Below are 12415 nucleotides of genomic sequence, written 5' to 3' on the forward strand. Positions count from 1 at the left end.
GGCGGTGTACGCCAAGGTCGAGTACGCCGGCTCCTTCGAGATGCCGGTCAGCAGCGACTTCGTGATCAACATCGGGCTGAAGGTCCGGCTGATCAACCCGTTCCTCGGGAGCCACTGCACGGTCGGCACCAACGACAACCCGATCAACGTGAGCCTGACCACCGGGACCACCAGCCCGCCCGCCCCCAACACCCCCATCACCGGCGAGAGCATCTCGATCGTGCGGTCGGACCCGCCGCCCGAGGTGCTGCAGGCCAAACACGTCGGCAACTCGTTCGCGGTGCCCGGCGCCAAGGGCTGCGTATTCGGCGGCGGCATCGCCGACTGGCTCGTCAACCAGATCGGCGGGTTCCCCTCGCCGGCCGGCGAGAACACGATGATCCAGAACGAGTACATCGTCTCGAAGAACTACACCCAGCTCTGACCTGGAGCCTGCCCGACCGGTCCGTGCCCGCGGCGACCCCGCGGGCACGACACTTCCTCCGAACGCGAACGTAAGAGCCACCCAAGAGCAAGTACGACCAGGGGATCGCGGTCTACCCCATCACCTGACACCCCACAGGAAGGAAACGGCCGACGTGTCACAAAGGAGGTAGCGCGATATCCGGTCCTCTCGAAGAAGGGCCATCGACTCAGCGGGCGCCGACATCTTGCTCGGCGGGGCACTCGCCCCCGGTCGCAACGAAGCGAAGCACAGCGTGGAAGGGAGCCTGCCATGCGCTACAAGGAGAGCACGGTCCTCGGGACCACAGCGGCGGCCGTGCGACGTTTCTCTGCACGCCGAGGGGTACTGGGAGCGGTCGCATTGGCGGCTGCCTCCGTGTACGCGCTGCTCCCGGTGAACGCCGCGGCGGCGAAGTTCACGTCTTGGACGGTGACGCCAGGTGGACCGGCGAGCCTCGGCGGCCCGATCTCGATCGGCCCCTTCTCCTGCCCGAGCTGGGGACTCTCGGGGTCGTTCATCTCGGGAACCGGCCTGCCCGGCAACGGGCTGCTTACGATCACGTCCGTAAACGGCTCGGGTCCGTGTAGCGATGGGGTGAACTCCGTATCCGTCTCCCCTGGAAACCTCCCCTGGTCGTTCAATGCCGTGAGCTATCAGAGCGGCGTGGCCGTCGGCAACGTCAGCGATGTGAGCCTGTCGCTGCAGTACGGCTTCCTGTGCATCGCGACGGTGACGGGACCGGGGAGCGCGCCGGGAACCATCGATGCCTCCTACAGCAATGGCTTCGGCTCCGCCGCGCTCACGCTTGCCGGTGGCAATATGGAGGTCACGGCCGCGAGCGGTTGCGATCCAACGGTGATCAAGGTCGGTGACCCGATGCCGGTCTATGCGAACCTTCACGTAACTCCTGTCCAGACGATCACGAGCCCCTGACACCCGCTCACAGTTCTGCCGCCACGAATGCTGGAGAGCAGCATGGAGAGTTGTTCAGCGATGGGGCCTGGTTCTACTTCGGTTCGGTCACAGCCGGGGCGCAGTTGGTGTTGCTGGGGACGCTGGCCGCCGGGGTCCGGTTCGTCCATATCGGTGCGCCGGGCGCAGGAGCGGTGCTGATCGGGACGGGACTGGGCGCTCAGGTCTTCGGCGCGTCCACCGATGTGTGGATCGTGCACATCGCGATCGTGCGGCCCGGCGGTTTCCCGATCGATTTCGCGGAGGCCGTCCAGGTCATATGCCATTTCGCGCTGCTGACCACCGCGGTCGGCGGGGCGCTTCTGGCGCTGGCCCTTCACCATCGCTATGACGGACGCCCCGAACTGGCCGGGCCGTCCGGCGCCGAGCCCCGGATGGGGGCCCGCACGGCGTCCGCCGGCGCGGCGGCGACCCTGGTGTTCGTCCCGGCCGCCCACCTGGACACGGTCAAGGGCGGGTTCAGCGTCACCGCATGCTGGCTGCTGCTGGCGGTGGGCCTGGCGGCGGCGGCCCTGGCGGGGCTCCGCGCGGCGGTCGGTACCGTCGTCGCGTCGGCGATCGTCGTAGGGGTCTCCGCCGTCCTTCCGGGGAAGCGCGGGATGCGACCATTTCGATTGATGGCACTTACCGCTGTCGGGGGAGTCGGCCCTGGCTCCCGGGGCCGCGGCTGGGGCATCAGGGGCTTGCAACAACGAAGCCGCACCGAAGACGGCGAGGCTGTCCATGACAATGAGGCAGCGCTGGTGCACGGCGAGTCCTCCTCACCGGGAGTGGTCATTGGCGTGCGAAACGCGTTCGCATTCCATGCGGCAGATCGAAGCGATCCGAACACGCGATGGCCAGGTCGTCAACCAACCGGACACCGCCATCACTCGTTGACAATTGAAGGGCCGGCGTGGTCTTTGATTCTATCAGCCAATAATAATGTACGTCCGTTTCCCGGCAGTGATTTGGTGCGGGAATGACCGGGCGGGTTAGCCTGCGTACGTTGACCGTTCTGCGACTGCCCGGCGAGGGACGGTGACCCGATGCCGGACCACGGAGAAGCTTCCAAACTTCTCCCGTGAAGGCGATACATGCCGTCGACGTCCGGTCACCCCCCAAAGTGTCACGAAATGCGGGTGGGCAGCATGAAGAGTTCCGCAGCGCCTGCGAAGACGGCGTTCGAGCCGAGCCGGCCCTGGGTGATCGGGGCGGTTCTGCTGTGCGCGGTCGGCACGCTCGGGACGGTGGTCGTCGCTGCGTCGCCCGGGCACGAGAGCGGGAGCGACATCGGAAGCGGCATCGGGAGCGAGGTCGGTCGCGCGGCCGGGTTCGCCGACGTGTTCCGCATCCATCCCGGCCTGGTGTCGGTCGAGGCGGCCGCCGTGATCGCGGGGGTGACCGTCGCCGGGATCGCGGCGCTGTGGTGGTCGCCGCGTCGAGCCTGGCCGTGGCTGCTGGTCATGGGCGTCGTGCTGACGATCCCGGGAGAATTCGTGGACCTCATGTCGCCGCCGGAACCTATTCACCCCAGGTGGCCGCAGGAAACGGCCGGGGACAGGGACTGGCTCATCTACGGGTCCGTCACGGCAGGGGCGCAGTTGGCGCTGCTGGGGACGCTGGGCGCGGGGCTCCGGCTCGTCCACATCGGGGCGGCGGGCGTGGGGGCGGTGCTGGTCGGCGCGGGTCTGGGCGCCCAGGTGTTCGGCGCGTCCACCGACGTGCGGATCGTGGAACTGATGCTGCTCCGCCCCGGCGTCTCTGCGTCCGGCGTCCAGAGCCTCCTGCATGACGGGATGCTGCTCGCCGCCGTCGGTGGGGCGCTGCTGGTGATGATGCTGTACCGCCGCTACGACGGGCGGCCCGAGCTGGCGGCGCCGTCGTCGCGTGCCGAGCCCGCGATGGGGCGCGGCACGGCGCTCGTGGGGGCGGTCGCCGCCGCGGTGTTCGTCCCGGCCGCCTTCATCGGCGACGACGAGTTCGACGTGGCCGCCTCCGCACTGCTGCTGGCGGCGGGTCTCGTGGCGGCCCTCATCGCGGGTCGCCGGGCGTTCGCCGGGACGGCTGTCGCGTCGGCGGTCGTCGTCGGGATCTCCGGTCCGACGGATGCGCTGATCCAATCGGCCGAACCCATCGGCATGTGGTTCTGGATCGCGGTCGGAGTGGCGGCAGGGGCGGCCGCCGCGTTCCCGTCCTGGCGGCGCTGGACGGCCGTGGGCGCGTGCGGGCTGTGCGGTGCGGCGCTTGCGGTGACGATGGTGATACGTCCGGACGAGACGACCGTGCTGATGCTCGCCCTCCTCGCCGCCGGCACCGCCGCGATCGGTTCGCTCGGGGTGTGGCTCGCCAGGGACGGGCGGCTGCCCGTCGTGCTGGGGCCGCTGGTGTTCGCGACGGTCACCGGCGGCTGCAGCCTGCTCGCGCACTGGCAGGGACCCGAAAGGCGCGGGACCGGTGACGATCTGTTCCGCGAGCCCGGTCACCTCTGGGTCTACACCGCCCTGCTCCTGGCGGCGGCGGTGGCCTTCGCCGCCCTCGAACGGCTGAGGGCGCGGCCCCGGTCGGACTGAGACCGCGCCCGGAGCCGACGATGTCGCGGCGCGGATCCCAGCCGTCATCGGACTCACCCGGTCACTGCGATGGCCGGCCTCGTTCGCCTTCGCGTACGAGGCCAGTTGCCCGTCAGGTGAAGATCTCGTGGAGCGACTCGGCGGTCACCGCGTGGCGGGCCCAGGCGTGGATCTGTTCGAGGTTTTGGCAGGAGCTGATGCGTTCCCTGACGTCGTCGTCGATGGTGAAGCCGCGCGACTCAAGGACGATGAGGAGCAGCTCGATCTCTCCCTCGACCCTGCCCTTGGCTTCGCCCTCGGCCCGGCCCTCGGCCCGGCCCTCGGCGATGTGCTTGAGGGCGAAGTCGCTCTTCCACTCGTAGACGCCGGCCTGCATGATCTCCTCCAAGCAGTGTCGTGCGGCGGCGGAGAGCTGCGACCGCACGTAGTCATGGTACAGCTCGCCCCTGTCACGGTCCGTGACCTCCAGGGCTTCGGCGAAGGCCGTCAGGATGGCCCTCTGGTCCGGGCCGTCGGCGTGCGCGACGGTACTCAGGATCGCCAGTTCCGGCAGGGACCGGGCTTTCTCCAGGTCGGTGACGGCGGGTGCTTCGGTGAGGTTCAGCACCCAGGGGCGCAGCACCCAGCCTTGATGCCCGCTCTCGATCGGTTCACGGCACCATGCGGTGGTGTTCTCGTCCGGGCACAGCACCAGCAACGTCACCGGGCACTCGCGGCGGGCCCGGAGCGTGGACAGATAGACGGGCCAGCTGAAGCGCTTGCGCCGGTCCGGTTTGAGCTGGACCTCGACGACGATCGCGAGATCCGGGCGCTTGGGGTCACCGAGCAGGACGGTCGAGTCGCATCGGTATTCGGTCGGGTTGCAGTCGGTGAGCGTCTCCGATCCCAGTGATATCTGTTCGTACTCGGGGGGCTTGATTCCGGACACCGCCTGAAGGAGTTCCGGGGCCAGCGCGGGCTGGTTCCGGAACAGGTCGAGCGGTACCTCGTGTTCGACGGAAGGCACGAGGTGGACGCTATCCGTGTTCATGTCACCACGAAGGGCGAAAGTCGTTACGTGGGGCATTGAGGTAGATGTTCGGCGATGTCCCCGTTCGTGGTGCGGGTGGCGTCGGCTCTCCGCCGGTCCTGAACACCGTGCGGCATGTCCCGGGCGGTAACGATCTGGGTGCGGGCCGGGCGTCGAGTTTATCGTCCGGTGATTGACGTGGACGGCCATTTGCTCGCCAAGTGAGCGTGAGTGTGGTGGGCGGGGCCGTGTTGGCGCAGATTACTCCGTAATGAACGCGTGGATAAGCCCGTACAGACTGTGAAAGTTTCTCAGGAATGGTGCGCGGTGGACGCGGCTGGGTTACGTTTCTTTGCATCGTTCCTCTATCGGCGCGAAGGAGGATGGACGATGACGGGGACCCTCGCTGGGCGAGGGCGTCCGGGGCCGGTCCCGCCACAGGTGATCGCCATTTTGAGTGCCGAGCTGCCGTCCCTCGCCGAAGAGATCATCGGTGAGGTCAGGCGTTCGGTGCCCGAGGACGCGCGGCAGGGCGGGAAGGTGCGGCAGCCGACCATCCGGGCCAGCGTGGAGCAGGTCATGGCCGCGTTCGTCGACCAGGTGACGGGGATGGGCGACACCCACGAGCACCGCGACGAGCTGTGCCGGGAACTCGGGCGCAGCGCGGCGTACGAGGGGCGCAGCCTGGACGCGCTGCAGGCCGCGTACCGGGTCGGGGTCCAGGTCGCGTGGCGGCGGGTCGCCGACGTGGCGCAGCGGCGGCGGCTGCCGTCGGGGGTGATGACGCAGCTCGCCGACGCGCTGTTCTCCTACATCGACGAGCTGGCCTCGCTGTCGGTGCAGGGGTATCTGGAGGCGCGGTCGCGGTCGGCGGACGAGCTGGCGGGGGAGCACCGGCGGCTGCTGCGGATGGCGCTGCGTTCCGGCGCGCCGGGCGGCGCGCTGGCGGAGGCGGCGGAGACCGCGGGCTGGCCGCTGCCGGAGGAGGCGACGCTGGTCGCGCTGCCCGCCGGGGCGCGGTGCGTCCGGGCGGCGCTGGACGAGGACGTCCTCGCCGACCTCGGCGACGCCGAACCCCATCTGCTGGTGCCCGGCCCGTTCGACACGGCGCGCAGGCAGATGCTGGTCAACGCGCTGCCCGAACGCCGGTCCGCGGTGGGGCTGACCGTCCCGCTGGCGGAGGCGGCCCATTCGCTGCGGTGGGCGCGGCGGGCGCTGGCGCTCGTCGAGGCCGGCGTTCTGGAGGACGCCGGTCCGACGATGTGCGAACGGCATCTGCTGGAGCTGTGGCTGCTGTCGGACGAGGCGCTGCTCGACCAGCTCTCGCGGCGCCAATTGGGGGCGCTGACGGGGATGAGCCGGACCCAGCGATCTCGCATGACCGAAACCCTCGGTGCGTGGCTGGAGGCACAGGGAAACGCGGTCGAAACCGCCCGGCGGCTGCGCGTGCATCCGCAGACGGTGCGGTACCGGATGCGGCGCCTCAGCGAGACGTTTGACGAGCAACTGGCCGATCCGGCGTCGCGTTTCGTACTGGACGCGGTGCTCCGGGCGCACCGGTTGCGGCAGGTGCGGAGGCCGTCAATGCGGTGAGTAAAACCACGCCGGACGGTGCGTACCTGTACTAACAACAGTGAGTGATTTTACTTTCTATTTGCCTTGAGGTGCGGTGTATTCGATCTACCTTCGGTGTGTCTCAGTTCACAGCCTGTCGGGGGCGCACAGGGGTCCCCGCTCAGTGCGCTCTTGGCGTTTCCGTAGTAGAGCCGTTCGTCCGGGACGCCGGGTGCCCCCGCCCGGTCACACGCCAGGACCCGTGACGGCGGCGTTCTCGGAGGTGTCCCGATGACAAGGACGCTCACGCCGGGGGCGGTGCAGCCGCGGCCGAGGCTGCCACGTCGCCTGGCGTTGATGATGCGCCCGGAGCTGCCCACTCTCTCCAAAGAGATCATTCATGAGGTGCGGAGGTCGATCCCCGAATACGGCAGGCCGATGCAGGGTCCGTACGTCGAGGCCCTGCAGATCGGCGTCGAACGGGCCCTGACCGACTTCGTCGAGCAGGTCGCCAACCCCCGCGCGCCGCGCGAACGCTACCGCGAGACCTATCGCAGGCTCGGCAGGTTCGAGTCCCAGGAGGGCCGCACGCTCGACACGCTGCAGGCCGCGTTCCGCATCGGCGCGCAGGTGGCGTGGCGCCGCGTCATGAAGGTCGGCCCTCGCCGGCACCTGTCCAGCGACGTCATGGCGCAGCTCGCCGACGCGCTGTTCGCCTACATCGACGAGCTGGCCGCGCTGGCACTCGAGGGCTACATGGAGGCGCAGCCGGATGGGGAGGTCGAGGCGCACCGGCGGCGACTGCTGGAGCTGCTGCTGCGGCCCCTCGGCTCCCACCGCGTCCTGTCCGACGCCGCCGGGCGGGCGCAGTGGCCGATCCCGGAGGAGATGATCGCGGTCGCGGCCCCGTCCGGTGCCCCGTACGTCCGGGCGGCCATGGACGATGACGTGCTCGCCGACCTCACCGCGGAAGAGCCGTTCCTGGTGGTACCGGGCGGACTGACCGCCGAGCGGAGACGGGCGCTGCTGCGGGTGCTGCCCGAGGGGCGGCTCGTCGCGGGCCCCAGGGTGCCGGTCGACGGCGTCGCCGACTCGCTGCGCTGGGCGCGGCACGCGCTCAGGCTGGTGGACGCGGGCGTCCTGGGCGACGGCCCGGTGACCGACTGCGACGATCACCTCATCACGCTGTGGCTGCTGTCGGACCAGGCCCTCGTCGACCGGCTCGCGCACCGGCATCTCAGCGAGCTGGCGGAGTTCCCGATCCGGCAGCGCGACCGGCTGATGGACACCCTGCGCGCGTGGCTGGTGAGCCGCGGCACCGCCGCCGAGGTCGCCGAGGAACTGAACATCCACCCGCAGACCGTCCGCTACCGGATGCGGCAGCTCGAAGGCATTCTGGGCGACCGGCTGAACGATCCCGACGGGCGTTTCGCGATCGAGGCCGTGCTGCGCGCGACGTCGCTGCGGCGCCGTGCCGCGGAAGGCGCCGGCGACGGTCGGATGAACTGATCCTTTTCGTCCCGGCGTCCTCCTTCCGGAGGGCGCCGGGACCCGTTCCGGTGGGCAGCAGAAAAGGCTCACTCGTTGATAATCGATGAATGCCGGGACGCCCGTTCATGAGCAGTGGGCTATGACATTGCCAGGCGGCCTTGATTGCCTATTCTCCGCATGCTTCCATCCAATTCAGAGCAATTCGCGGGATGGTGCGACGGGGTGGAGGTGCGATCAGGGTGCGCTCACGTTCGGCGCGTTCGTTCCTGGCGGGACTCGGCGTGATGGCGCTCATCGGCCTGACGGGCGTGCACCCGGTGTACGCGGACACCACCCCCGCACCCACCGCGACCACCACCGCGACGCCGACCGAGACTCCCACGGAGACGCCGACCGAGACTCCTACGGAAACGCCCACCGAGACTCCGACTGAGACACCGACGGAGACGCCGACCGAGACTCCTACGGAAACGCCCACCGAGACTCCGACTGAGACGCCCACGGAGACACCGACGGAGACGCCCACCGGGACACCGACCGAAACCCCCACGGAGACGCCGACGCCGGCCCCGACCGACCCGCCGGGGACCCCGGGCACTCCGAGCAAGCCCAAGACCCCCGTGCTGTCTCTCGGGCTCACGGTGTCGTCGGCCACGATGCGTCCCGGCGGTTCGGTCACCGCGACGGTCGAGGTGTGGTCGGCGCACGCCACCGCGCAGAGCACCGTCCTTCGGATGTCGGCCTCGGACGCCTCGGTGAGCCCGCGGACGCAGAACCTCGGTGCCGTCGGCGGCGGCGGGGCCGCGGCGATCGCGACCGTGCGCGCCCCGTCCGGTGCCGAACCCGGCATCGTCACGGTGAAGGCCGCCGTCTCCGCGGCCAAGGCGAGGAGCGTGTCCCGCAGCTACAAGCTGATCATCACCGACTCCACCGGGGCCCCGCCGCCGGGGGTGAGCCTGGCGAGCCTGCCGCCCGGCGTCCCGCCGCTGACCCCGTCCGACTTCAACCCGCTCAAGGGGATGAAGGGACCGCAGGTGGCGCTGCCCCCGGTCGCCTCACCGCAGATCGCGGCGAGCCCGATGCCGCTGGTGCCCGTCGCCGGCCTGCGCACGATCGAGGACGAGATGTTCACCGTGCAGCGGCTCTCCGCCCTGCAGGCGGGCTTCCTGGCCGCGATGACGGCGGCGGTGACGCTGCTGCTGCTCCGGCTGCGGCTGGCCCGCCGCGCCTACACCGTGCGGATTCCGCTGCCGCGGGCCCAGCGCAGGCGCCTGCTGCACACGGGCAAGCGGCTCACCGCGGCACGCCTGCGCGCGCTTCCACCGCAGCCCGCACGGGTGCGTCCCGTCCGGCTCGTCTGGCTGCCCGTCAGGCCGGCCCGCGCCGCCCGCCTCTGAACGCGCCTTCAGACGCGGGCACCGGTCACTTGCCCGGGGCGAACATGGGGCGGAAGCCCGCGATGAGCTGCCGGATCACCGGACGCTGCTCGGCCGGGGTACGGCCGCGCAGGTCGTGGATCGGGTCGAGGCCGTCGTAGTACGGCGCGAGCGCCAGGAACGGCAGGATCGTCAGGATCAGCGTGGCGAGGACGTCGAGATCGGCGTCCTCGCGGATCGCGCCCTCGGCCTGCCAGAGCTGCAGCGTCGGGTGGACGACCTGCAGGTAGTGCTGGTTGGCGGTGTCGCGGACGACGGAGCGGACGCTGTTGTCGAGTTCGAAGTTCGTCGCGGCGGTGACGCCGCGCTCCAGCGGATGGTCCGACATGTACTCGGTCCAGTCGCACAGGACGTCGAACAGCCACTCGTCGAAGGACTGGTCGAAGTCGATCCGCTCGATGCGGCGCTCCATTTCCTCGCGGATGCGGCGGGACGTCTCGTCGCAGACGAACGCGAAGAACTCCAGCTTGTCGCTGAAGTACTGGAACAGGGAGCCCTTGGCGATGCCGGCCTCGCGCGCGATGGTGTTCAGGCTGCCCGTCGAGTACCCGTTCTCCCCGAACTCGCGCATCGCCACCTCGAGCACCCGCTCGCGCTTGGCGACGTTGAGGCGGAACCAGGTGGACGTTGGCATGGACCCTTCGACTTTCCGTCAGGAACCGGTAACCCGGTGGTCAAGGATAACGGTCCGTCGCGTCCCGTGTGACCCGAAAGGTCACCCGCGCACCGCCCGTCCGCCGGTGCCGGTCCCCCCACCAGGCCGATCGCGGTTCAGTGGGCCAGCCGGATCAGGATGCGGCACACCTCTTCGATGATCTCCGTGGCCTCGGTCTGGCTCTCGGCGGTGGCGATCTCCCGTCCGGCCTCGCCGATCACCGTGGTCAGCACCAGGCTGAGCACCTGCTCGGGCCGGCCCGCCGGGTCGCCGGCGGAACCGCGCAGCAGCTTGGTGTTCTGCGCGATCCAGTGCTGGGCGCGGCTGCGGCGCATCAGCGACGACCCGGACGGTCCCTCGCCGTCGAGGAACAGCCGCGCCGCATCCCGCCGCTCCCAGCACACCAGGAGGTAGGCGCGGGCGCCGGCGATGAACAGCGCGATCGGGTCGGACTCGCCGTCCTTGCGCGCGGCGGACACCGCCTGCGCCGCGGCCCCCTCCTGCTCGCCGCTCAGGTCCTCCCACAGCGCCACGTACAGACCGGCCTTGCCGCCGTAGTGGTGGTAGAGGCTGCCGACGCTGATGCCGGACCGCTCGACGATCTCGGCGATGCCCGCGTCGGCGTAGCCGCGGTCGGCGAAGACCTCCAGCGCCGCGGTCAGCAGGGACTGCCGGGTGGCGTCGGCCCGCGCCCACTGGCGGCCACCGGTCGCACCCTCGCCGCCGTTGCCGGCCTCGCCCGCGCCGTTCGCCTGCCGCACCCTGCTCGTCCGCATCCCTCCATGGTGCCAGGCCACGCGCTCCCGCACGGGGTATAGCGCCTCTGGGGGCCGGACGAGCGGCTCGGAGCGTGCGGCTCAGTACCAGTTGTGCGACTGCCAGAACGACCACGCGCCGCACGGGTCGTCGTAGCGGGCCTTGATGTAGCCGAGCCCCCATGCGATCTGGGTCGGGGAACTGGTGCGCCAGTCGGATCCGGCGCTGGCCATCTTGGTGCCGGGCAGCGACTGCGGGATGCCGTAGGCGCCGCTGGACGGGTTCTCGGCCCGCTCGTTCCAGCCGCTCTCGTGGTTCCACAGCGTCAGCAGGGACGGCCAGCAGCGGTCCCACCCCTTGAGGGCGTTCATCTTCTTGCCGTACGCCTTGTTCTGCTTGGAGCTGGGGTTGGACTTGGCGAGCCGCTCCCGCTCCTGCTGGGCCTTCAGCTTCGCCCGCGCCTTCGCCTCGCGCTTGGCCTTCTCCTTGAGCCGCTTCAGCTCGCGCTGGTGCTGCTCGTAGGCGCGCTTCTTGGCCGCGGCGACCGCGTCGGCCGCGACCGGGTCCATGTCGGACGCGGACGTCAGCTTGGCGAGCATGTCGTTGGTCGACAGCCCGGCGGCGGCCATCTTCGGGGGCTTGGTGCCGTCCTTGACGAACCTGTCGATGTCCACCAGGACGACCGCCGCGCCGATCGCGCCGATCGCGACGATCATGATCGTGACGTTGCTGGTCAGCGCCCGCAGCAGCCGCCGCTTGCCGGTGCCGGGGCTCCTGCGCGTGCCGTGACTCTTTGGCATGGGGGAAGACTGCCTATCGCCCGGGGTCGATGTCCTCGAAGAGGAAGTACGCCGACAGGGTCGCACACGGTTCACCCATCGCGGTGCCCCCGGTGCCGTCCCGCGCCGGGATTCAGCAGCTCCACGTCGCCGGCCGCCAGCCGCGCCGGCTGCAGAGCCTCGAAGATGTCGCGGTGCATCCCCTCGAAGGGCTCCAGCGCCCCGCCGGGCGCCTCCAGCGCCAGGCCGACCTCGTTGACCCGCTCCCGTCCCGCGGCGGTGACTTCGACGAGCGTCGCGCGCCGGTCACGGGGATGCGGGGTGCGGGTGACGAGCCCGGCCGCCTCCAACTGGTCGACGGTGAGCTTCACCGTCGTCGGATGCATCATCAGGACCCGGCCGAGCGTGCTCAGCCGCGCCCGGCCCCGGGTGGACAGGGCCAGGGTGGTCAGCAGGAAGTAGCCGGTCCGGGTGAGGTCCAGCCGTTTCAGCTCGACGTCCAGTGCCTTCGTGAGCAGCTGGTTGAGCCGCCCCACCGCGCAGATCGCCATGAACGGCCAGGGTCCGCCGAGGAGCCCCTGCCCCTCCCAGCGGTCCCGGACGCCCATGACGAGCGGGTCGACACCGTCGTCCATCTCGGGTTTCACGTCCTCTATCGCGCCTCGTCGCGCCTCGGTTCGCACCGGCCGATCGTAGCTTCGGACAAATCAACATGTAAGTACTCGCTTCTTAGACCTTCTTCCAATAGAGTGCCTCAGATCACAGG

At 70.0% G+C, this 12415-nt stretch carries 12 protein-coding genes and 1 pseudogene; 7 read left to right on the forward strand and 6 right to left on the reverse strand.

From position 1 onward, the window contains the following. The 4 genes and pseudogenes from ACGFK0_RS24755 to ACGFK0_RS24770 all read left to right on the forward strand — a co-directional run. A pseudogene (locus ACGFK0_RS24755) lies at positions 1-424 on the forward strand (hypothetical protein); the annotation flags it as partial. Between the two features lie 291 nt (positions 425-715). After that, positions 716-1378, forward strand: a complete 663-nt coding sequence (locus ACGFK0_RS24760) for a hypothetical protein (protein ID WP_392908620.1) — start codon at positions 716-718, stop codon at positions 1376-1378. Between the two features lie 50 nt (positions 1379-1428). Continuing rightward, a complete protein-coding gene (locus ACGFK0_RS24765) occupies positions 1429-2382 on the forward strand; it encodes a hypothetical protein (RefSeq protein ID WP_392908622.1) in 954 nt (317 codons plus the stop codon). 165 nt (positions 2383-2547) lie between these two features. Next, a complete protein-coding gene (locus ACGFK0_RS24770) occupies positions 2548-3969 on the forward strand; it encodes a hypothetical protein (RefSeq protein WP_392908624.1) in 1422 nt (473 codons plus the stop codon). 112 nt (positions 3970-4081) lie between these two features. On the opposite strand, the gene ACGFK0_RS24775 is transcribed toward ACGFK0_RS24770, so the two are convergent. Continuing rightward, positions 4082-4975: a hypothetical protein gene (locus tag ACGFK0_RS24775; RefSeq protein ID WP_392908626.1), complete on the reverse strand. Its 894-nt coding sequence runs from the start codon at positions 4973-4975 to the stop codon at positions 4082-4084. Positions 4976-5431: 456 nt separating this feature from the next. On the opposite strand from ACGFK0_RS24775, the gene ACGFK0_RS24780 reads away from it, so the two are divergent. Then, complete coding sequence (locus ACGFK0_RS24780; RefSeq protein WP_392908628.1) at positions 5432-6571, forward strand: helix-turn-helix domain-containing protein; 1140 nt, start codon at positions 5432-5434, stop codon at positions 6569-6571. A gap of 252 nt (positions 6572-6823) precedes the next feature. Next, positions 6824-8041: a helix-turn-helix domain-containing protein gene (locus ACGFK0_RS24785; protein WP_392908630.1), complete on the forward strand. Its 1218-nt coding sequence runs from the start codon at positions 6824-6826 to the stop codon at positions 8039-8041. A gap of 148 nt (positions 8042-8189) precedes the next feature. Here the strand turns inward: ACGFK0_RS24785 and ACGFK0_RS24790 are convergent, their stop codons facing one another. Then, positions 8190-8678, reverse strand: coding sequence for a hypothetical protein (locus ACGFK0_RS24790; RefSeq protein ID WP_392908632.1), 489 nt, complete (start codon positions 8676-8678; stop codon positions 8190-8192). A gap of 1 nt (position 8679) precedes the next feature. Between ACGFK0_RS24790 and ACGFK0_RS24795 the strand changes: the two genes are divergently transcribed. Further along, positions 8680-9420, forward strand: coding sequence for a hypothetical protein (locus tag ACGFK0_RS24795; RefSeq protein WP_392908634.1), 741 nt, complete (start codon positions 8680-8682; stop codon positions 9418-9420). A 25-nt stretch (positions 9421-9445) separates the two neighbouring features. On the opposite strand, the gene ACGFK0_RS24800 is transcribed toward ACGFK0_RS24795, so the two are convergent. From ACGFK0_RS24800 to ACGFK0_RS24815, 4 genes are all read right to left on the reverse strand, one after another. Then, a complete protein-coding gene (locus tag ACGFK0_RS24800) occupies positions 9446-10093 on the reverse strand; it encodes a TetR/AcrR family transcriptional regulator (protein WP_392908636.1) in 648 nt (215 codons plus the stop codon). Between the two features lie 137 nt (positions 10094-10230). Beyond that, positions 10231-10890 carry a TetR/AcrR family transcriptional regulator gene (locus tag ACGFK0_RS24805; protein WP_392908638.1) on the reverse strand — a complete coding sequence of 220 codons (660 nt, stop codon included), beginning with the start codon at positions 10888-10890 and terminating at the stop codon, positions 10231-10233. Between the two features lie 81 nt (positions 10891-10971). Further along, on the reverse strand, positions 10972-11670 hold the full coding sequence (locus tag ACGFK0_RS24810) for a lytic transglycosylase domain-containing protein (protein WP_392908640.1): 699 nt from the start codon (positions 11668-11670) through the stop codon (positions 10972-10974). 71 nt (positions 11671-11741) lie between these two features. Beyond that, on the reverse strand, positions 11742-12332 hold the full coding sequence (locus tag ACGFK0_RS24815; RefSeq protein ID WP_392908642.1) for a MarR family winged helix-turn-helix transcriptional regulator: 591 nt from the start codon (positions 12330-12332) through the stop codon (positions 11742-11744). Positions 12333-12415 lie beyond the last annotated feature (83 nt).

Origin of the sequence: Spirillospora sp. NPDC048823 (assembly GCF_043198445.1) — a bacterium.
Taxonomy (GTDB): Bacteria; Actinomycetota; Actinomycetes; order Streptosporangiales; family Streptosporangiaceae; genus Spirillospora.